Origin of the sequence: Pontibacter mucosus, assembly GCF_003054055.1 — a bacterium.
GTDB lineage: Bacteria > Bacteroidota > Bacteroidia > Cytophagales > Hymenobacteraceae > Pontibacter > Pontibacter mucosus.
The window spans coordinates 154,581-172,941 of record NZ_QBKI01000007.1; the positions used below are offsets into that span (position 1 = coordinate 154,581).

The 18,361-nt window shown below is 54.3% G+C and carries 13 protein-coding genes; 9 read left to right on the plus strand and 4 right to left on the minus strand.

Annotated features, from left to right (window positions below; all coding sequences use genetic code 11):
* Positions 1 to 176: 176 nt before the first annotated feature.
* From fucP to C8N40_RS14630, 9 genes are all read left to right on the plus strand, one after another.
* A complete protein-coding gene (gene fucP, locus C8N40_RS14590; RefSeq protein ID WP_108212512.1) occupies positions 177 to 1,442 on the plus strand; it encodes an L-fucose:H+ symporter permease in 1,266 nt (421 codons plus the stop codon).
* A 1-nt stretch (position 1,443) separates the two neighbouring features.
* Positions 1,444 to 1,773: an L-rhamnose mutarotase gene (locus tag C8N40_RS14595; protein WP_108212513.1), complete on the plus strand. Its 330-nt coding sequence runs from the start codon at positions 1,444 to 1,446 to the stop codon at positions 1,771 to 1,773.
* A 612-nt stretch (positions 1,774 to 2,385) separates the two neighbouring features.
* On the plus strand, positions 2,386 to 4,041 hold the full coding sequence (locus tag C8N40_RS14600; RefSeq protein WP_108212514.1) for a UxaA family hydrolase: 1,656 nt from the start codon (positions 2,386 to 2,388) through the stop codon (positions 4,039 to 4,041).
* A gap of 233 nt (positions 4,042 to 4,274) precedes the next feature.
* Entirely contained in the window at positions 4,275 to 5,039 is a 765-nt protein-coding gene (locus C8N40_RS14605) for an SDR family NAD(P)-dependent oxidoreductase (protein WP_108212515.1), read from the plus strand.
* 260 nt (positions 5,040 to 5,299) lie between these two features.
* Positions 5,300 to 6,151, plus strand: a complete 852-nt coding sequence (locus C8N40_RS14610; RefSeq protein ID WP_108212516.1) for a fumarylacetoacetate hydrolase family protein — start codon at positions 5,300 to 5,302, stop codon at positions 6,149 to 6,151.
* The gene (locus tag C8N40_RS14615; protein ID WP_108212517.1) at positions 6,144 to 6,977 is read left to right on the plus strand and encodes an amidohydrolase family protein; all 834 of its coding nucleotides are present in this window, start codon (positions 6,144 to 6,146) and stop codon (positions 6,975 to 6,977) included. Before C8N40_RS14610 ends, C8N40_RS14615 begins: the two co-directional genes overlap by 8 nt.
* Positions 6,978 to 6,979: 2 nt before the next feature.
* Positions 6,980 to 7,759 carry an L-fucose dehydrogenase gene (locus C8N40_RS14620; protein ID WP_108212518.1) on the plus strand — a complete coding sequence of 260 codons (780 nt, stop codon included), beginning with the start codon at positions 6,980 to 6,982 and terminating at the stop codon, positions 7,757 to 7,759.
* Between the two features lie 109 nt (positions 7,760 to 7,868).
* On the plus strand, positions 7,869 to 10,154 hold the full coding sequence (locus tag C8N40_RS14625) for a GH92 family glycosyl hydrolase (RefSeq protein WP_108212519.1): 2,286 nt from the start codon (positions 7,869 to 7,871) through the stop codon (positions 10,152 to 10,154).
* A 788-nt stretch (positions 10,155 to 10,942) separates the two neighbouring features.
* On the plus strand, positions 10,943 to 12,349 hold the full coding sequence (locus C8N40_RS14630) for an alpha-L-fucosidase (RefSeq protein ID WP_108212520.1): 1,407 nt from the start codon (positions 10,943 to 10,945) through the stop codon (positions 12,347 to 12,349).
* 37 nt (positions 12,350 to 12,386) lie between these two features.
* On the opposite strand, the gene C8N40_RS14635 is transcribed toward C8N40_RS14630, so the two are convergent.
* The 4 genes from C8N40_RS14635 to C8N40_RS22980 form a co-directional block, all read right to left on the minus strand.
* A complete protein-coding gene (locus C8N40_RS14635; protein WP_245905135.1) occupies positions 12,387 to 13,502 on the minus strand; it encodes a LacI family DNA-binding transcriptional regulator in 1,116 nt (371 codons plus the stop codon).
* 263 nt (positions 13,503 to 13,765) lie between these two features.
* Positions 13,766 to 15,223 (minus strand): Gfo/Idh/MocA family protein, encoded by a 1,458-nt coding sequence (locus tag C8N40_RS14640; RefSeq protein ID WP_108212521.1) that lies wholly within the window; start codon positions 15,221 to 15,223, stop codon positions 13,766 to 13,768.
* A gap of 55 nt (positions 15,224 to 15,278) precedes the next feature.
* Complete coding sequence (locus C8N40_RS14645; RefSeq protein ID WP_108212522.1) at positions 15,279 to 15,923, minus strand: carbohydrate-binding family 9-like protein; 645 nt, start codon at positions 15,921 to 15,923, stop codon at positions 15,279 to 15,281.
* Positions 15,920 to 18,007: a phosphotransferase gene (locus C8N40_RS22980; RefSeq protein WP_211318117.1), complete on the minus strand. Its 2,088-nt coding sequence runs from the start codon at positions 18,005 to 18,007 to the stop codon at positions 15,920 to 15,922. Before C8N40_RS22980 ends, C8N40_RS14645 begins: the two co-directional genes overlap by 4 nt.
* Positions 18,008 to 18,361: the final 354 nt, after the last annotated feature.

An 18,361-nucleotide genomic window follows, 5' to 3' on the forward strand; every position in this document is an offset into this window, starting at 1 on the left:
ATATATTTCCAAAAATATTCCGTTTTTGTTGGCGTGGGATTATGTAATACTTAAATTAAAGAATTAATCCTCTAAAATGCCAGAGAAGAGGTTGATATAGGAGGAGGCACCACACGCCGCGTGCCCCGGCAGGAACTACCACAACAAGTTTAGATAACTAACCATACTTACAGCCTATGCAAGCAGCCAAAAAGAACAGGTACTTCCTGCCTTTTATACTTATCACCTCGCTGTTCTTTCTCTGGGGCTTTGCCCACAACCTGAATCCCATCCTTATCCCGCACCTGAAAAAGGCCTGCCAATTGACGGATGTGCAATCAGCTTTCATCGACTCAGCCTTTTTTATCGCTTACTTTTTGATGGCGCTGCCCGCGGGCTACTTTATGAGGCGTTTTGGCTACAAGAGTGGCATTGTGCTGGGGCTGGTGCTGTTTGCGGTGGGCGCTTTCCTGTTTTACCCGGCGGCGGAGCTCAGGATGTTCGGCTTTTTCCTGGGTGCCCTCTTTGTCATCGCCAGCGGACTTACATTTCTGGAGACGGCGGCCAACCCTTATGTCACGGTGCTTGGCTCACCCGAAACAGCCACCCAGCGCCTCAACTTTTCCCAATCGTTTAACGGGCTTGCCGCCACGCTGGCCCCGCTGGTGGGGGGTGTTTTTATACTTTCCGGCACCTCTTATACCGATGAAGAACTGGCTGCCATGCCGGCCAGTCAGGTAACCGCTTACCTCGACCTGGAGGCCTCCAGCGTGCAGGTGCCTTACCTGGTAATCGGGCTGGTGGTGCTGGCAGTGGCGCTGGTGCTGTGGCGGGTGCCGCTGCCCGAGATTAAAGAAGAGGAAGAGGTCGCAGCAACGGATAACGGGGAAAGTATCCTCAAGAAGCGTAACCTGATGCTGGGCGTAGTGGCGCAGTTCTTTTATGTGGGGGCGCAGGTGTGTATTGCCAGTTTCTTTATTCGCTTTTCGGGCAGTGCCGCCGGGGTAGGCGAGAAAACAGCCGCTATGTTGCTGGCCGTGGCGCTTTTCGGCTTCATGATCGGGCGCTTTGTAGGTACTTTCCTGATGCGGTTTATACTTCCGGCCAAGCTACTGGCAATATACGCCGTGCTGTGCTTCCTGCTTACGGTGGCAGCGGTGGCGGCCAGCGGCTACGTGTCGATCTATGCCCTGATGGGGGTGCAGTTCTTCATGTCTATTATGTTCCCGACCATTTTCTCGCTGAGTATACAAGGGCTGGGCGCCAAAACCAAACAGGCCTCGTCGCTGCTTATCATGTCGATTGTGGGAGGCGCGATTTTACCTGTAGTGATGGGCGGTGTGTCCGACAGCTATAATATACGGGTGGCTTACCTAGTGCCGGCTGTGTGCTTTTTGTTTGTTTTATACTTTGCCTACCGCAATATGGCTGTGAAGCAGCAGGAGGTAGCTTTAGTGCATTAACATGAAACGATACTGTTTAACACTCGATTTAAAAGACGATCCGACGCTAATTGCTGAGTATGAGGCGCATCACCGGCAGGTATGGCCCGAGATACAGGCAAGTATAAAGGGCGCGGGTATACGCCACATGGAGATTTACAGGTGGGGCAACCGGCTGTTTATGATCATGGAGGTAGACGAGAGTTTCAGCTTCGAGAAGAAAACCGCCATGGATGCCTCCAACCCGAAAGTGCAGGAGTGGGAAGAGCTGATGTGGAAGTACCAGCAGGCCCTCCCAGGGGTGGCAGCAGGAGAGAAGTGGCAGCTGATGGAGCGGATTTTTGCGTTGTAGTGCTGGTAATCTCTCGCATAGAACAGGAGAGGGAACTTTAGTAGTACCGGGTCTAACCACCCCTTACCCCTCAGAGCTACGCTCGCTACCTTCGAACTCGCGTTCTCGGTAGTCTAAGGCGGGGAATTATACTTGCCACTTTCTCTGTCATCTCGAGCTGCGTGAGAGATCTATCTGGAATTCTACTTCAGATCTCTCCCAGAGGTCGAGATGACAGTAATAGCAGCGGCTATCGAATGATTCCCAGCCTTTGGGTTGAGCGCCTCGAGAGGTTCCGGTGACGAGCGGTAGCGAGGCATTGCGACGTAGGAGCAAAGGAAGCGAAAGCAGCGCGATGCCCGAAGGCGAGCCCTCTCGGGTTTGAGAGCTCTAAAATATAAATGCAACTGTAGGTTTGTAAGTCTATAGGATGAACGGCAAATAGAAAGGATAGCTTGTGTCAAGTAGAAGGAAGCGGGGCTAAGGCACAAGCGGACACTTGCGCTAGAAAAGAATGAAGTATAGCCAAATTATAAAGTATGGCCTTTCACGCCAATCAAGTTACAAATCCGACATCATCGTAAGACACAAGTCAGAAAACTTACGCCATTTGAAAGTATAACCGAGTACCCAATGATATCAGAAACCAAACAAACATACCTCCAGATCCACCCCAAAGACAACGTGCTGGTGGCGCTGCAGGACCAGCTAGCCGGCAACCTGATTTACTTTGACGGGCAGGAATTTGCCCTGAAAGACACGGTGGCGGCCAAGCATAAGTTCACCATCACAGACATGGGCGCTGGTACCGAAGTATACATGTACGGCGTGCTGGTGGGCAAGACCACCTGCGCCCTGCCAGCCGGCAGCCTGCTGACCACCGAAAACCTGAAGCACGCGGCAGAGAGCTTTTCAAAGAAAACAGAAGAGTACGTGTGGCAGGCGCCGGACGTGAGCAAGTGGCAGAACCGCACCTTCCAGGGCTACTATCGCGCCGATGGGCAGGTGGGCACGCGCAATTACTGGCTGGTGCTGCCGCTGGTGTTCTGCGAAAACCGCAACATCGAAACGCTCAAAAACGCCTTCCTCAAAGAGCTGGGCTATACTTCCACAGACAAGTATGAAGTGCAGGTGCGGGAGTTGGCAGAATTGTACCGGCAGGGCAAAGAACTGCGGGAGTATACTTTTGAAGCCTCTCCGGCACATACGTCGCAGCAGCGCCTCTTCCCGAACGTGGATGGCGTGAAGTTTATCGTGCACGACGGTGGCTGTGGCGGTACCCGCGAGGATGCTGACAATCTATGCGCTTTACTGGCGGGCTATTGCGTGAATCCCAATGTGGCCGGCATCACGGTGCTGAGCCTGGGTTGCCAGCATGCGCAGGTAAGCATCCTTCAGGAGAAACTAAAGGAGCGCGACCCGAACTTCTCCAAGCCGCTGCTGATTTTTGAGCAGCAGAAAGCCGCCTCAGAATCCCAGATGCTTACAGATGCAATCCTGCAGACCTTTATAGGCATAGCTGAAGCCAATAAGATAGAACGCCAGCCTGCCCCGCTGGATAAATTGATAGTGGGCGTGGAGTGCGGCGGTTCCGACGGTTTCTCGGGCATTTCGGCCAACCCGGCGGTGGGCTATGCGGCTGATTTGATTACCGCTTTAGGCGGAAAAGTGGTGCTGAGTGAGTTTCCGGAGCTGTGCGGCGTGGAGCAGGAACTGATTAACCGCTGCGTGGATGAGGAAACAGCCGATCGCTTCGTCACGCTCATGCGCGACTATGCGGCCCGTGCCGAGGCCGTGGGCTCAGGCTTCGACATGAACCCATCGCCAGGCAACATCCGCGACGGTTTGATTACGGACGCCATCAAGTCAGCGGGTGCAGCTAAAAAGGGTGGTACTTCACCGGTAACCGATGTGCTGGGCTACGGGCAGTATGTGCGGCGCAGCGGCCTTACCCTGCTTTGTACCCCCGGAAACGACGTGGAAAGTACCACTGCTATGGCCGGTTCAGGCTGTACGGTTCAGCTGTTCACGACCGGCCTGGGCACGCCTACCGGCAACCCGATTTCCCCGGTCGTGAAAGTATCCAGCAACACCAGCCTGGCCACGCGCCTGCCTGACATCATCGACCTGGACGCAGGGCCGGTTATCAGTGGGGAGAAAACGATTGAAGAGCTGGGGGAGGAGATGCTGGAGTACATCATCGGCCTGGCCAGCGGCGAGTACGATACCAAGGCCATGGAGCTGGGCCAGGACGACTTCATCTTCTGGAAGCGCGGCGTGTCGCTTTAAGAACTGATTGTTCACTTTTTATAGAGCAGGCCAGGGCGTTAAGTTCTATCTTTATTGTCATCCTGGAAGGATCTTGGTGGCCAGTAGCAGCGGCTTAACCTCCCTTCCACCAAGTTTCTTAACAGAAAGACAGAAAATAACAGTCCTGTGTGAAGTGGGGAGCGCCTGAGGTAAGGATAGGACATCACCCCAATAACTAAGAACAAACAACTACTAACTAACAACGAATAACCATGTTTGAGTTAACCGGAAAGAAGGCCGTGGTAACCGGTGGCGGAAGCGGCATCGGCAAGGCTATTTCCATTGTTTTTGCCCGGCAGGGCGCCGAGGTGCATGTAATAGAGCTGAGCCATGAAGCGGCTGCGCAGACCCTTGTCGAGATAGAGGCCAACGGCGGCAAAGCCTACAGCCATACGTGTGATGTGAGCAAGCAGGACCAGGTAAAAGAGGTATTTAGAAGTATAGACCGGGTGGATATCCTTGTTAACAACGCCGGCATCGCACATGTGGGCAACCTGGAAAACACCTCGGAAGCAGACCTTGACCGCATTTACCAAGTGAACGTGAAGGGGGCTTACAACTGTCTGCAGGCTGCCGTGGCAAGTATGAAGCAGCACGGGGGCGGGGCCATCCTCAACCTGGCGTCCATTGCCTCGCACGTGGGCATACCCGACCGCTTTGCCTATACCATGAGCAAGGGCGCCATCCATGCGATGACCATGTCGGTAGCCAAGGATTACCTGGGCGCCAGCATCCGCTGCAACAGCATCTCGCCGGCACGCGTGCACACGCCTTTCGTGGATGGGTTTATCTCAAAGAATTATCCGGGCCAGGAAGAGGAGATGTTCGAGAAGCTCTCCAAAACGCAACCCATCGGACGCATGGCTAAACCAGCGGAAGTAGCTGCGCTGGCCTTATACCTATGCTCCGACGAGGCTAGCTTCATCACCGGCTGCGACTACCCGATTGATGGTGGGTTTATCAGGCTGAATAATTAGGGTTTGTTGCCGAATCTATAGTTCTAATTCTCCCCTTGAGGGGAGTTAGAGGGGTGTTAGAATTTAGCAGATGACTTTTGCTACTGGCTTTACACCCCTATAGAGCGATGCTCGCAAGTTTCAAACTCGCGTTCTCACTTGTCCTCAAGGGGACAGTTTTCTTTTCTCGTGTATGAGTTAAAGACTAACTATACTCTCACAATTTAAATCATTGCACTCCAGCGCAAGCGGAGTGCCAAATTATACTTACAAAAATTACCATGAAATTAATCCGATTTGGTGAGCCGGGCCAGGAGAAAGCCGGCGTAATCCTGAACGATGTAACGTATGACGTGTCTGCCTTTGGCGAAGACTACAACGAGCAATTCTTCCAGAGCAACGGGCTGGAGCGTCTGAAGGCCTACGTGCAGCAGAACGAAGGCAAGCTGCCGCAGGTGGCGGATGATGTGCGTCTGGGCTCCCCGATTGCCCGTCCGTCCAAAATTGTTTGCATCGGGTTAAATTACGCCGACCACGCCAAGGAAACAGGTGCTGCCATTCCGCAGGAGCCAATCGTGTTCTTCAAAGCTACCTCTGCGCTTTGCGGTCCGAACGATGACGTGATCATCCCCAAAAACTCCGAGAAGCTGGATTGGGAAGTGGAACTGGCCGTGATTATTGGCAAGAAAGCAAGCTATGTGTCGGAAGAGGAAGCGCTGGACTATGTGGCCGGTTATGCCCTGCACAACGACTACAGCGAGCGCGCCTTCCAGCTGGAGCGCGGCGGGCAGTGGGTGAAAGGCAAAAGCAACGACACCTTTGCGCCGGTAGGTCCGTTCCTGGCTACGCCGGACGAACTGGAAGATGTAAACAACCTGCGCCTGTGGCTGACCGTGAACGGTGAAACCATGCAGGACGGCACCACCGCCAACCTTATCTTCAAAATCCCATTCCTGGTTTCTTACCTGAGCCAGTTTATGACCCTGCTGCCAGGCGATATGATTACCACAGGTACGCCGGCCGGCGTGGGCCTGGGCATGAACCCGCAGGTATACCTGAAAGAGGGCGACGTGGTAGAGCTGGGCATCGACGGGTTGGGCTCCTCGAAGCAAACCGTAAAGGCCTATGCTTAAAATTGACGCCCACCAGCATTTTTGGAAGTATAACCCTGAGCGTGAAAGCTGGATAACCGATGAGATGGCGGTGATTCAGCGCGACTTCCTGCCTGAGGACCTGCAGCCCCTGCTGCACCAGCACGGCTTTGATGGCTGCGTGCTGGTGCAGTCGGCGCAGCCGGAGGAGGAAAACGATTTTCTGCTGGAGCAGGCCCAAAAGTATGATTTTGTGAAAGGCGTAGTCGGTTGGGTGGATTTGCTGGCCGAGGACGTGGAGGAAAAGCTGGCGTACTACAAGCAGTTCGAAAAGCTGAAGGGCTTCCGCTACATCTTGCAGGGCAACCCGGACCCGGCCATTATGCTGCGGCCCGAGTTCATGCGCGGCGTAGGCAGGCTAGCTAAGTATGGCTATACGTATGATGTGCTCATCTACCCCAACCAGCTCGATTTTTCGAGGGAGTTCGTGGCTGCTTTCCCTGACCAGCCTTTCGTGATTGACCACCTGGCCAAGCCGAACATCAAGAACCAAAGTATAGCCGACTGGCGGCAAAGTATAAAAGCCTTTGGCAAGTATGAAAACGTGTGCTGCAAAGTATCGGGCATGGTAACGGAGGCTGATTGGAAGAACTGGAAAAAAGAGGATTTCCGCCCCTACCTGGACACCATCGTGGAGACCTTCGGCACGAGCCGCCTGCTATTTGGCTCTGATTGGCCGGTGTGTTTGGTGGCCGCCAGCTACGGCGAGATGCTGGGTATTGTGGAGGATTACTTCTCTGCTTTTTCCAAAGAAGAGCAGGCGGCCTTTTTCGGCGGTAACGCTACTACGTTTTACAACCTAAGTTAAGTATGGATTTAGAACTGAAAGAAAAGATTATCATCGTAACCGGCGGGGCCAAGGGCATCGGCGAAGGCATCGTGCAGGTGCTGGCCAGTGAAGGCGCTATTCCTATTATCATCGGCCGAAACAAAGAAGACAATCAGAAAACACTGGGCGAGGTAGAGGCCGCTGGCGGGCAGGCTTTTGAGGTAGTGGCCGAATTGACGGACCCCGCTGCCTGTGAAAAAGCCGTTCAGACCGTTTTGCAAAAGTATGGCCGCATCGACGGGCTGGTGAATAATGCCGGCGTGAACGATGGGGTAGGGCTGGAGAAGGGCAGCTACGATGCTTTCATGGCTTCGCTTCACAAAAACGTGGTGCACTACTACCTGATGGCGCACCATGCGTTGCCAGCGCTCAAAGAATCCAAAGGAGCGATTGTGAACATTGGCTCCAAAACGGCTGAAACAGGCCAAGGCGGAACCTCTGCCTATGCCGCTTCGAACGGTGCCCGCAATGCCCTCACCCGCGAGTGGGCCGTGGAGCTGCTGCCTTATAGTATAAGAGTCAACGCTGTCATTGTGGCCGAGGCCTGGACCCCGCTCTATGCCTCCTGGATAAGCACGTTCGAAAATCCGGAGGAGAAGCTGAAATCCATCACACAGAAAATTCCGCTGGAGCAGCGCATGACCACCACCACTGAGATTGCCAATACGGTGGCTTTTCTGCTCTCCCCAAAGTCCAGCCACACCACCGGTCAGCTCATCCACGTGGATGGCGGCTATGTGCACCTGGACCGGGCTTTGTAACCGGAAAGTATAAATCAGCGCGGCACTTTATTCAGAATGTTGTATACTTGAAGGACGAAAAAACACGCTACTTTCTAAAGTATACAACACCCTGATTCGCTTACCTATCATGAAAAAACTTTTCCTGTTCCTATTTACCCTTGTTACCTGCTCTGTCTCTGCCCAAACCGTTTTGGTGGATAAGGTGACAGACCCGGTGGAGTGGGTGAGCCCGCTGGTGGGCACCGACTCCAAGCACAGCCTTTCCAACGGCAACACCTATCCGGCCATTGCCCTGCCCTGGGGCATGAACTTCTGGATGCCGCAGACCGGCAAAATGGGCGACGGCTGGGGCTACCAGTACAGCGCCGACAAAATCCGTGGCTTTAAGCAGACGCACCAGCCTTCGCCGTGGATGAACGATTATGGCCAGTTTGCCATCATGCCCGTTACCGGCAAGCTGCGCTTCGACCAGGACAGCCGCGCTAGCTGGTTTTCGCACAAGGCCGAAGTTGCCAAGCCGTACTACTACAGCGTGTACCTGGCTGATCATGACGTGACGACCGAAATCACGCCAACAGAGCGTGCAGCCCGCTTCCGCTTTACCTTCCCCCAAACCGACAGTGCCTTTGTGGTAGTCGATGCCTTTGATCAGGGCTCTTATGTGAAGGTGATTCCGGGTGAGAACAAGATCGTGGGCTATACCACCAAAAACAGCGGGGGCGTACCGGAGAATTTCAAGAATTACTTTGTAATCGTTTTTGATAAGCCTTTTGCCTATACCCATACCTGGCGCGACAGCGTGCTGAGCAATAACCTGGAGCTGCAGGCCAACCACGTAGGGGCTGTCATCGGCTTCAAGACGAAGAAGGGGGAGCAGGTAAATGCCCGCGTGGCCTCTTCCTTCATCAGCCCGGAACAGGCCGAACTTAACCTGAGGGAAATCGGCAATGACGACTTTGAAACGGTGAAGACCAAAGGCAAGGAGGCTTGGAACAAGCAGCTGAGCCGCGTGGCTGTGGAAGGCGGCACGCCTGAGCAAATTCGTACGTTCTACTCCAACCTGTACCGCACGCTGCTCTTCCCGCGCAAGTTTTATGAGCTTGATGCCAACGGCCAGGTGATGCACTACAGCCCCTACAATGGCAAAGTGCTGCCCGGCTTCATGTATACCGACACGGGGTTCTGGGATACTTTCCGTGCCCTGTTCCCTTTCCTGAACCTGATGTACCCCTCCATTAACGCTGAAATCCAGGAAGGCCTGGCCAACACCTACAAAGAGGGTGGCTGGCTGCCGGAGTGGGCGAGCCCCGGCTACCGCAACGTGATGGTGGGCAACAACTCTGCCTCCGTGGTGGCCGATGCTTACCTGAAAGGCATCCGTGGGCAGGACATTAAGGCGCTTTACGAAGGGATGCTGAAAGGCGCCAACAACGAAGGGCCGCTGACAGCGGTTGGGCGTGCCGGCGCTGCCTACTACAACAAGCTGGGCTATGTGCCTTACGATGTAAAAATAAACGAGAACGCGGCTCGCACGCTGGAGTATGCCTACGACGACTTTGCCATTTACCAGCTGGCCAAGGCCCTCAAGCGGCCTAAGAAAGAAATCAACCTCTACGCCAAGCGTGCCCAAAACTACCGCAACCTCTACGACCCGTCTACGGGTCTGATGCGCGGCAAGAACCAGGATGGTACGTTCCAGAAACCGTTCAACCCGTTTAAGTGGGGCGATGCCTTTACAGAGGGTAACAGCTGGCACTACAGCTGGTCGGTGTTCCACGATGTGCAGGGCCTGATTGATTTGATGGGCGGCAAGGCCAATTTCACCGCCAAACTGGACTCTGTTTTCAGCCTGCCACCGATCTACGACGAGAGCTACTATGGCTTTGTAATCCACGAGATCCGCGAGATGCAGATAGCCAACATGGGCCAGTATGCGCATGGCAACCAGCCCATCCAGCACATGATCTACCTCTATAACTATGCCGGTGAGCCGTGGAAGGCGCAGTACTGGGTGCGCGAGACGATGAACCGCATGTATACTTCAGCGCCGGACGGCTACTGCGGCGACGAGGACAACGGCCAGACCTCGGCCTGGTACGTGTTCTCGGCCCTGGGCTTCTACCCGGTAACCCCGGCCGTCGACCAGTATGTGCTCGGCGCTCCCTTATTTAAGAAGGCCACGCTGAAGCTGGAGAACGGCAAGGAGATCGTGATCAACGCACCGCAAAACAGCGACGAGAACCGCTACATCCAGGGCATGCGCCTCAACGGCAAAAGTTACGACAAAAACTGGCTGAGCTTTACGGAGCTGATGAAAGGAGCAAGTATGGATTTCGAGATGACCAACTCACCGAACAAGCAGCGCGGCACGAAAGAGGATGCTTTTCCTTATTCGATGTCGCGGGAGAAGTAGGATTTCGTCCCTCTCCTAAGTATAGGGGAGGGATGTTTTTTAGTACCGGGTCCAACCACCCCTTTAACCCTCCTTGTCTAAGGAGGGGAGTTTGGTCTTGGTCATACTTCAAATTTGAGTTTCATAGTTAAAGTATAAACACACCTGTTGAGCGCTGCTCGCAAGTTTCGGATTCCCTTTCTCTAGGGGACAGTTTTTACTCACTACGATCCTTGTCATCTCGAGTACTCTCGAGGCGGGAGCCGAAGAGAGCCAGCGTAGCTGTGAGAGAACTATCAGGGATTCTCTTCAGATCTCTCCCAAAGGTCGAGATGACAGAATAGCCGCGGCTATCGACCTTCTCCCAGCCTTTGGGTGGGGGTAGGGACCCTCGTATAAAGAGCGCCTCGAGAGGTTCCGGTGCCCGTTAGGGCATTGCGACGTCAGGAGCAAAGGAAGCGAAAGCAGCGCGATGCCCTTATCGAGGGCCCCTACCCCCAAGGCGAGCCCTCTCGGCCTGGGAGGGAGCCAATGCCAGATGTGAAACAAGCCGCTTGTGGGAACTAGAGGATGAACGGTAGCTAGAAAGGATAGCTTCGTTCAAGCAGAAGGAAGCAGCGGCTAGGAATGTATAGCCGGAGTATAAAGTATGGTCAGAGCAAGTATGGCTTTTCAAGCCAGTCGAGTCACAGACCCAACATCATAGTTAGGCACGAGTTACAAACTCGCGCCAGCGGGGAAGGCAGAGGCGTTAAGCTAGCAAGTATTAAAGTATAGCTCAAGTATATAATGAACAAAGTATAACCCTCATGCTACAACCCGGAAACAATCTCCCTAAAACCATCCTCCTGCTGCTCCTTGCCATTCTTCCCTTCACCACGCACGCCCAACAGCAAGCTACCCCTTCCTGGGCCAGGGAAACCGCGGAGGAGAAGGCGAAACGGATGCAGTGGTGGACAGAGGCGCGCTTCGGGATGTTTATCCACTGGGGACTGTATGCCGTGCCGGCGCGCCATGAGTGGGTGCAGTATTATGAGCAGATTCCGCCAGAGGAGTACAAGGCCCGGTACTTCGATAAGTTTAACCCTGACCTCTACAACCCGAAGGAGTGGGCTGCGCAGGCCAAAGCCGCCGGCATGAAGTATGTGGTGCTCACCGCGCGCCACCACGAAGGGTTTAGCCTGTGGGATACAAAGTACAGCGACTTTAAGGCACCCAACACACCGGCCGGCAAAGACCTGATCAAGCCATACTTGGATGCCTTCCGCGAGGCGGGGCTGAAGGTAGGATTCTATTATTCGCTCATCGACTGGCAGCATCCCGACTTCACCATCGACGGCACCCACGCCCTGCGAAACAGCAAAGAGGCCCGCGCCACCAACAGCAACCGCGACATGGACACGTACCGCCAGTTCATGAAAAACCAGCTGACCGAGCTCCTGACCAAGTATGGCAAAATAGACCAGCTCTTTCTGGATTACTCGTACCCCGGCCCGGACGGGAAAGGCAGGAAAGATTGGGACAGCGAGGGCCTGCTCAAACTTATCCGGAAGCATCAGCCGCACATCATCGTGAACGACCGCATGGATTTGAACGACGTGGATTGGGGCTGGGACTACCGCACACCGGAGCAGTTCATGCCGCAGGAATGGGTAAAGGATAATGGCCGCCGCGTTCCATGGGAAACCTGCCAGACGTTCTCCGGCTCCTGGGGCTACCACCGCGACGAAAACACCTGGAAGAGCACCAACCAGCTGATCGCCATGTTGATTGAAACGGTAAGCAAAGGCGGCAACCTGCTGCTGAACGTGGGACCGACGGCGCGGGGCAATTTTGATGCGCGTGCCACAGAGCGGCTGGAAGGCATCGGGCAGTGGATGAAGTATAACAACCGCGCTATCTATGGCTGCACCCAGGCCCCTGAGGAATTCCAAAAGCCAGATAATTGCTTCCTGACCTATAACCCCGAAACCAAGCGCCTGTACGTGCACCTGTTGCAGTGGCCTTTTAAAACCATATACCTGCCGGGCTATAAAGGCAAGGTGAAGTATGCGCAGTTCCTGCACGATGGCTCGGAGATAAAGTATACGTCCCGCTCCAATGCCAGCGCCAGCGAGCACATGGCCATCACAGCCGGCGAGAACGACCTGATTGTGCACCTGCCGGTGGAGAAGCCCCAGGTGGAAATCCCCGTGATAGAGCTGTTTCTGGAGTAGGAGGGAGCGAGTATAAACCAGCGCCTCCGCTGCTGCCTTACTGGTCCGCCTCGATGTAGTAGTGGAGGTTTTCCTTGGTGATGATATCCAGCGGCAGGTACTTGATGGGGTTGTTCTTCTTCTTGAAGATCAGGTGGTCGGCCAGCCCCTGAATGCCCCAGTAGCCCTGGCCCTTGGGGTTCTGGTTGATCAGGAAATTGATGCGGTTGGTGTTCAGGTGCACCAGGTTCTCCTCTATCAGGTCGTAGCCGACCAGGTGCACCTGCTGCAGCTTTTTCTGCGCCAGGTAATCGGCCATGATGTGAGCCTTGGAGTTCGTTACAAAAACGCCCCTGATGTCCGGTGTGTCCTTAAAAAGCTTGTCCAGTTGCTGGGTTATAGTTTGCTTGCCACCGCTCTGCACGTCTATCTGCACCACGTTATACTTGCTCTCAAGTTCCTGTGTCACGAAGTAGTCCACAAAACCCTGCTCTTTGCTGATGAGGTGGGAGGAGTTGGCCACGTCTTCCTCAATGTGGGCCACTACAAAGGACGCCTTCTCTTTGTTACCGTAATGCAGCAGCTTGGCCGCCAGAAAACCACTTTGGTAAGAGTCCTGGCCGATGTACATGAGCGGCTCGTAGTTGGGAATGTGCGTGTTGAAGAGCACAAACGGGATGCCCTGGCGCTTCCACTTGCTAAAGTGCGCCAGCGACTGTCGGTAGAACACGGGGGCCACCAGAATCCCGTCGAAAGGTTTAGCGGCCAGCTTTTCTGCTTCTTTCACAAAAGACTCGGCGCTGAAAGGATCAAAGCAGAACTGCGTAACACGCATACCATACTGCTGCAGCTCCTCCTCCGCCTTTTCAATCCCTTCCTGCGGGGCTTTCCAGTAGCTGTCGAAAGCGGGGTCGGGGATTAGGGCGGCTACCTGGTAGATTTTATTGTTCACCAGGGCGCGGGCCAGGATGTTGGGCTTGTAGTTAAGCTCCTCGGCTATTTGAAGCACCCGCTGGCGTACGTCTTCAGCCACCCTTCCGCGGTTATGCAGCACACGGTCCACGGTTCCCGTTGATACGTTCGCTTTCTCGGCGATATCCTTTATCCTGATTACCTTATTCAACTTCTGCGTCTCTTTTGTGAGTTTATACTTTGCCCCGCCACCAACAGGCACGGAAGGTTTATACTTTGTTCCGGCACATGACTGCTAAACGACCAGCCTGCAAAAGCGGTTCAAACACCTCATTAGCCGGGGTTCATACAATTATGTCGCAACAATATATAAAATTACATGAATATTACCTGTAAGCGAAGTATAAATGAGCAAAAGTATAGCCGTAAGTAAACGGAAGTATAAAAAGAGCCCCGGCGTTGGCGGCCGGGGCTCTTGGGTAAAGTATAAATCCTTGCGCTTAAGGCAGCGCGTTATACTTTGGTTTAGTTTGATTTAACGATCACATTGGTCGTGCCGCCGCCTGCCAGCGAAAGATCCACAGGGGCGTTGGTTTGCCAGGCACCGGCAGTAAAGTCCGGCACGTCGATGGAGTTGGAGCGGTTAGCCACCGACCACTCGCTCAGCAGGCCAACAGCCGTCCAAGAAGCCGCGTCGTACACGTCCTGGTCCAGTGGCAGTCCGTTGCGCAGGCAGTCGATCAGGCGCCAGTCCATCATGAAGTCCATGCCGCCGTGGCCGCCGATCTTCTTGGCCATCTCGCCAATTCTCTTCACGATTTCCGGGGTGTATTGCTCCTCCAGCGCTTTCACCTCCTCTTTGGATAGCCAGCCGTGGCCAGTAGCGATCTTTTGCTCCGGCCACTTGCGGGCGATGCCCTTGGTGCCGCTCACCAGGTGAATTCTGGAGTATGGACGCGGCGAGGTTACGTCGTGCTGGATCATGATGGTGCGGCCCTTCTTGGTGCGGATGGTCGTGGTGTTCATGTTGCCACGGTACGTGTCCTGCACAAACTCTTTGTAGAAATTATCGCCCTCGGCACGCTTCTGCGCCTCCTCGAACATCATAAAGTCGTCGCTCGATACAGAGGTCAGGTAGTCCATCACGTCGCCGCGGTTCACGTTCATGATCTGGCAGATCGGGCCGAGACCGTGGGTAGGGTAGAGGCTGCCGTTGCGGTTCATGTTCTCCTTCAGGCGCCACATATCCTGGTAGCCGTTCTTGTCGAAGTTCAGGTCCACCAGCTGGTGAATGTAGGCTCCCTCGCCGTGTATAATTTCCCCGAAATATCCTTGACGGGCCATGTTCAGCGTCAGGATCTCGAAGAAGTCGTAGCAGCAGTTCTCCAGCATCATGCAGTGCTTCTTGGTGCGCTCCGATGTCTCCACCAACTGCCAGCATTCTTCAATGGTCGTGGCGGCCGGAACCTCCACGGCGGCGTGCTTGCCGTGCTCCATGGCGTATACTGCCTGCGGAGTGTGCAGGTGCCAGGGCGTCGTGATATAAACAAGGTCGATATCATCCCTGTCAAACATTTCCTTCCACGAGTCTTCCTTGCCGGAGTATAACGTAGGGTTATGGGCAGTGCCGGTTCTTTCCTGCAGCTGCTGCTTCACCTTCTCGGCACGCTCCGGTATCAGGTCGCAGAGCGCCTTGATTTCTACGCCCTCGATGTTGCTCATGCGGTACACGGCACCCGGGCCTCTCATGCCCAGGCCCACGAAGCCGATGCGCACCTTGTCGAGCTTAGGGGCGCTGAAGCCACTCATGTTAAACTGTTGCGTATACTTGCGCTTGGCCTGCTGGGCAATCTGGTCGAGGTTAGACTTTGCCTGCTCTTCTGCTGCGCCGCCTGTGGCACAGCCTGCCAGCAAGCCTGTTCCGGCTATACTTATACCAGCCAGTCCAGACAGTTTCAGGAATTCTCTGCGGTTGCTACTCATGGTTTAAAAAGGTTAGTTGTTAAGCTGATTTCTCTTACGTTAAGTGACATGAGTACTAGGCAAACGAGATGCTGCCAAAGTACTCCGGTCTGTGAAAGTCCGGCTCAGGTGCCTCGATGGGGTGCCATGCCAGGAAATGGGGCTCGGGCAAGTCATCCCCGCACTTGTAGAAATTACCCCGGGCCTTCAGTCCTGAAAAGCTCTCTAGCCGGTGCTCCGAAAACACCGATGCGGGTATCCGGAGGGTCAGTTCCCATGCTTTGCCGGTTCGGCCATGGTTCAGTACCTTCAGGTGCGCCAGGTGCTCTATTTCTGAGATAACCGTGGCGGGCAGCAGTTTCCGGTCATGCCTGTCCGGTCCGTAGCCTAGCAGGCAGGTGCCCAGGCAGTTTACTTCCAGGTTGTAGTAGGCCTTCTCATCGCCAAACGAGATGAAGAACTCTACACAGCTGTCCTTGTACACCGGGTCGTTTGTATTTCTGTACCTGGCCAGTACGTTTTCCTCCTCCACTTTATACTTCAGGTAGAGGCTGTCTGCGCCATGCGCCAGCGTAAACGTCACATCCGGCAGAGTGCCTCCGTTAGCCCAGGGGGCCGCATCAATGCGCTGCGCCGGGAGCTGGTCGAGTTTGCTGCCTAGCTGGTCAAGCGGGCTGCCGGGCGGCAGGTCAGGAATAAACGGAACCGTCAGTTGTTTCATTTTTCTTGTCTCAGCTGCTCAGCGGCAACTGCTTTATATGCCTGCGATGTCTTCTGAATCGTGTTCTGTAGCCGTTCCCTGTTCTCCTCCAGCACCTCCACCAGCCTGAACTGCGCTCTGGCCCGTTGCAGGTTGTGCTCCGGGAAATGAATCTTGTAGTAGTTGTCTCCGTCAATATAATCCGTTAGAAAACGTACCCCCATGATGAAGGGAAGCAGCCTGACGCCTGGCTCCAGCGAGTTCACCTCTTCCTCGGTTAGGAAAGCGTTGGTTTCCTGCAGGAATCCCTCCGTAAAGGCTTTAAACAGGTCGTAGTCTACTTTTATCTTGCTCAGGTCCGCCTCGTCCTCAGCGGCCTTGTTCACTGTCGTCCGGATGGCATCGCCAAAGTCGTAGGCCACATACCCGGGCATAACGGTGTCCAGGTCTATCACGCAAAGGGCCTTGTCATACTTGTCGAGCAGCACGTTGTTGAACTTGGTGTCGTTGTGCGTGGTGCGGAGCGGCAGTTTCCCCTCGCGGCCAAGCCGGCGGATAGTGCTCATCTCCTCGGCACGCTGCTGCACAAAGCCGAGCTCTTTGCTAACCTGTGCCACTCTTCCTACCGGGTCCTGCTTCACGGCTTCTGCCAGCAGGCGCAGCCTGTTCTCAATGTTATGGAAATCCGGAATGGAGTCGTGCAGTTGGGTGGCATCCAGGTCAGCCAATAGCGCCAGGAACCTGCCAAACGCCTTGCCTCCCTCGAAGGCCTGCTGCGGGGTTTCCACGATATCATAGCTGCGGGTACCCTCCAGCAGCAGGTACACTCTCCAGAAGTTCCCCTCCGGATCATGGTAATAGCTCTGATTGTTCTGCGTTGGTACTAGCGTAAGCACTTCTTCCTCCGGACGTGCACCCGGTATGTCCTGCAGCTTCTGGCGCAGGTGTTCCGTCACCTGCTCAATGTTCTCCATCAGCAGGGGCACGTTTTTGAAAACGTGGTGGTTGACGCGCTGCAGCAGGTAATCAGGACACTCCGGTTGGCTGTTTTTAACGGCGTAGGTATCGTGGATATGACCAGAGCCGTAAAGGATTACGCTGCTGACGCCTCCCTCCAGTGCAAAGTGTGCGAGTACGTCCCGCAGCTTTGTATCCATCTGCTTGTCGGTTTCCTTACCTAGTTGCTGTGTAGTGTTTTCCCATAACAGACTCGGATATACTTTTGCTTCGATTAGCTTCGCTATTTGCCTGGTGGTGTTGGCCTTGTCTTCGGGGTAGGTGACGCCGAACCATTTCTCAGGCGTGGGGATAACCTTTACCTGCGCGGTGCCGGCCGCCAGCATCTGGTTTACCACCGACGGGAGGTAAAACTCAGACTTCAGCTCCTGTCCCTTTTCATCCAGAAACGCCTTCAGGTACTGCCCGAAGTAGGGGAGAACAGAAGGTTTAAAGGCCATCAGGTTCATGGACACCAGTTCCTCGCCGGTCAGTTGCCAGTGTTGTGCGCCCTCGTCCTGCACGGTTATACTTCCGCCCGGGGTGCGGGTAATCTGGGTGAGCTCCGTCAGGGAGGCCAGTGTACCGTTGGGGGCTTGTGTGCAGATGCCGCGCGATACGCTGCCGTGATCCGAGAGGGTATTGGCCAACGTATACGCGATCAGCCCATACTCCTGCGCATCGCTGCTCTCCTGCAGGAAATCGGCTGCCAGTTTAAAGGATTCGTAGCCGTAAAAATCATCGGCGTTGATAACGGCAAAAGGCTCCTGTATGCTGGAGGAGGCTACCCAAACGGCGTGGGCGGTGCCCCAGGGTTTGCTGCGTCCTTCCGGTACATGGTATCCCTCTGGCAGCATGTCAAGTTCCTGGGCCACGTAGGCTACCGGTATGTGTGCCGGCAAGCGCTCCTGCATCAGCGCCTTAAACTCCTTTTCAATCGACTCGCGAATAACAAATACTACTTTGCCGAATCCCGCCTTCACAGCGTCGTGGATGGAATACTCTATAATGGTCTCGCCGTTAGGGCCAAAGGCATCCAACTGTTTGAGACTGCCATACCTGGAAGCCATGCCCGCTGCAAGAACCAATAAAGTTGGGCTTTTATGCATGAAATGTGCTTTAACTATACTACAAGAGTGAATGCTGCCTTGTAGTGAGCGGGCATTCACTCATCCTGTGGTTTATACTTTGTTAAGGGTAAATGTTGTATACTTTTTACAAGCCTGACGGAGCATGATTTCTTATATCAAATTGAAAGGCGCCCGTGTCGTATTAGCACATAAAAAGGAAGAAACAGCTTAAAAGTAAATAGCTCTATATTACAAAGCAAGAAAAAAGTATTTAATGTTTACGAACACGCAAGCCCTTGAATCTATCCTGCGATGCTATCCATAGTTCCGGCGCCTAAGTATGGTGCCCATTCAGGCGCTTCGCATAATCCACAGGTTTAGGGGAAAAAGGGT

Excerpts from the sequence above, each read along its gene's own strand:
- fucP (WP_108212512.1), top strand. The coding sequence starts at position 177 with ATGCAAGCAGCCAAAAAGAACAGGTACTTCCTGCCTTTTATACTTATC.
- C8N40_RS14595 (WP_108212513.1), top strand. The coding sequence starts at position 1,444 with ATGAAACGATACTGTTTAACACTCGATTTAAAAGACGATCCGACGCTA.
- C8N40_RS14600 (WP_108212514.1), top strand. The coding sequence starts at position 2,386 with ATGATATCAGAAACCAAACAAACATACCTCCAGATCCACCCCAAAGAC.
- C8N40_RS14605 (WP_108212515.1), top strand. The coding sequence starts at position 4,275 with ATGTTTGAGTTAACCGGAAAGAAGGCCGTGGTAACCGGTGGCGGAAGC.
- C8N40_RS14610 (WP_108212516.1), top strand. The coding sequence starts at position 5,300 with ATGAAATTAATCCGATTTGGTGAGCCGGGCCAGGAGAAAGCCGGCGTA.
- C8N40_RS14615 (WP_108212517.1), top strand. The coding sequence starts at position 6,144 with ATGCTTAAAATTGACGCCCACCAGCATTTTTGGAAGTATAACCCTGAG.
- C8N40_RS14620 (WP_108212518.1), top strand. The coding sequence starts at position 6,980 with ATGGATTTAGAACTGAAAGAAAAGATTATCATCGTAACCGGCGGGGCC.
- C8N40_RS14625 (WP_108212519.1), top strand. The coding sequence starts at position 7,869 with ATGAAAAAACTTTTCCTGTTCCTATTTACCCTTGTTACCTGCTCTGTC.
- C8N40_RS14630 (WP_108212520.1), top strand. The coding sequence starts at position 10,943 with ATGCTACAACCCGGAAACAATCTCCCTAAAACCATCCTCCTGCTGCTC.
- C8N40_RS14640 (WP_108212521.1), bottom strand. The coding sequence starts at position 15,223 with ATGAGTAGCAACCGCAGAGAATTCCTGAAACTGTCTGGACTGGCTGGT.
- C8N40_RS14645 (WP_108212522.1), bottom strand. The coding sequence starts at position 15,923 with ATGAAACAACTGACGGTTCCGTTTATTCCTGACCTGCCGCCCGGCAGC.
- C8N40_RS22980 (WP_211318117.1), bottom strand. The coding sequence starts at position 18,007 with ATGCATAAAAGCCCAACTTTATTGGTTCTTGCAGCGGGCATGGCTTCC.